The organism is Acinetobacter sp. USHLN143 (assembly GCF_037145695.1).
In the GTDB taxonomy this organism is placed as follows: Bacteria; Pseudomonadota; Gammaproteobacteria; order Pseudomonadales; family Moraxellaceae; genus Acinetobacter; species Acinetobacter fasciculus.
Window position 1 is genome coordinate 1 of sequence record NZ_JBBCWZ010000376.1, and the last position, 208, is coordinate 208.

Below are 208 nucleotides of genomic sequence, written 5' to 3' on the forward strand. Positions count from 1 at the left end.
CAATCTACCCATTGACAATAACTGGGCAGAGAACTCAATGCGTCCCTGGGCATTGGGCCGTAAGAACTGGTTGTTTGCAGGTTCGCTGCGCAGTGGACAGCGAGCGGCAAACATCATGACGTTAATCCAGTCAGCAAAGCTGAATGGGCTGGATCCGTATGCCTATTTAAGTGATGTGCTGAAAAGGCTGCCGACACATAAAGTGACC

The 208-nt window shown here is 50.5% G+C and carries 1 protein-coding gene; it reads left to right on the plus strand.

The genetic code is table 11. From position 1 onward, the window contains the following. Positions 1-208, plus strand: a 208-nt coding sequence (locus WFH18_RS18460) for a transposase domain-containing protein (RefSeq protein WP_336755487.1), incomplete at both ends; no start/stop codon positions are given.